At 71.4% G+C, this 1,312-nt stretch carries 1 pseudogene; it reads left to right on the forward strand.

The annotated features are described in order from the left end of the window. A pseudogene (tnpB, locus tag C1A33_RS25535) lies at positions 1-1,278 on the forward strand (IS607 family element RNA-guided endonuclease TnpB); the annotation flags it as partial. Positions 1,279-1,312: the final 34 nt, after the last annotated feature.

The raw sequence follows: 1,312 nt of genomic DNA on the forward strand, positions 1-1,312 counted from the left end.
GGCCGCGAACCTGCGTCGCCACGCGGGGGCGGCCCGGTTCGCCTACAACTGGGCCTGGCCCGGGTGAAGGCCGCGTTCGCGCAGCGCGACGCGGAGAAGTCCTACGGCCTGGACGGCGACCTGCTCACCCCGGTGCCGTGGACGCTGCCCGTGCTGCGGCTTGCCTGGAACGCCGCCAAGCGGGACGTCGCGCCCTGGTGGGACGAGTGCTCGAAGGAGGCGTACTCGGCCGGGCTGGACCAGTTGGCCCGTGCGTTGAAGAACTTCACCGACTCCCGGAAGGGAAAGCGGAAGGGCCGCCGGGTCGGTTTTCCCCGGTTCAAGAAGCGCGGGAAGGCCCGCGACTCGTTCCGCTACACGACCGGCGCCTACGGCCCCGCGACCGATCTGTACGTGAAACTGCCCCGGATCGGCCGGGTCAAGGTCGGCGAGCCGATGGGCGCGCTCACGTCGCGGCTGGCGGATGGCCGGGAGCGGCTGGGTGGAGCGACGGTGTCCCGGACGGCGGGCCGCTGGTTCGTGTCGTTCACCGTCGGCGCCGACCGGGACGTTCCCGAACGGCCGACCCGCCGTCAACGGACGGGCGGCACGGTCGGCGTCGACCTGGGCGTGAAACACCTCGCGGTCCTGTCCACCGGCGAGACGGTGGCGAACCCGAAACGGCACGCCGCCGCGCTGCGGACACTGCGCCGCGCGTCGCGGGCCTATGCCCGGTCGAAGCCGGGCAGCGCTGGGCGCCGGCAGCGCGCCGCCGGGCTCGCGACGATCCATGCCCGGGTCGCGAACCAGCGCCGCGACGGGCTACACAAACTCACGACACGGCTCGCCCGGTCCCACGACGTGATCGTGGTCGAGGATCTACACGTCGCCGGGATGGTCCGCAACCGCCGGCTCGCCCGCGCCGTCTCGGACACCGGGATGGCCGAGATCCGGCGACAACTCACCTACAAGACCGTCTGGTACGGATCGCGGCTCGTCGTCGCCGACCGGTGGTACCCGTCGAGTAAGACCTGTTCCGGCTGTGGCTGGCGAAACCCAAGCCTCACCCTGGCCGACCGCACGTTCGCATGCCAGTCCTGCGGGCTGGTGATCGACCGCGACCTGAACGCCGCGATCAACCTGCGTCACCTCGTCGCCGCTAGTACGTCGGAGACGGTAAACGCCCGTGGAGCCGACCATAAGACCCGCATGAGCGGGCGGGTGGCTGGGAAGCGGGAACCTGGCACGGCCAAGGCCGGTCAGACCAGGAGTGCCGGCGCGCAAGTGCCGGCGGCGTGAACGGCGAGCGCTATCGCTCATCGATCCGCAACGG

It is taken from the genome of Frankia canadensis (assembly GCF_900197875.1).
Classification (GTDB): domain Bacteria; phylum Actinomycetota; class Actinomycetes; order Frankiales; family Frankiaceae; genus Frankia; species Frankia canadensis.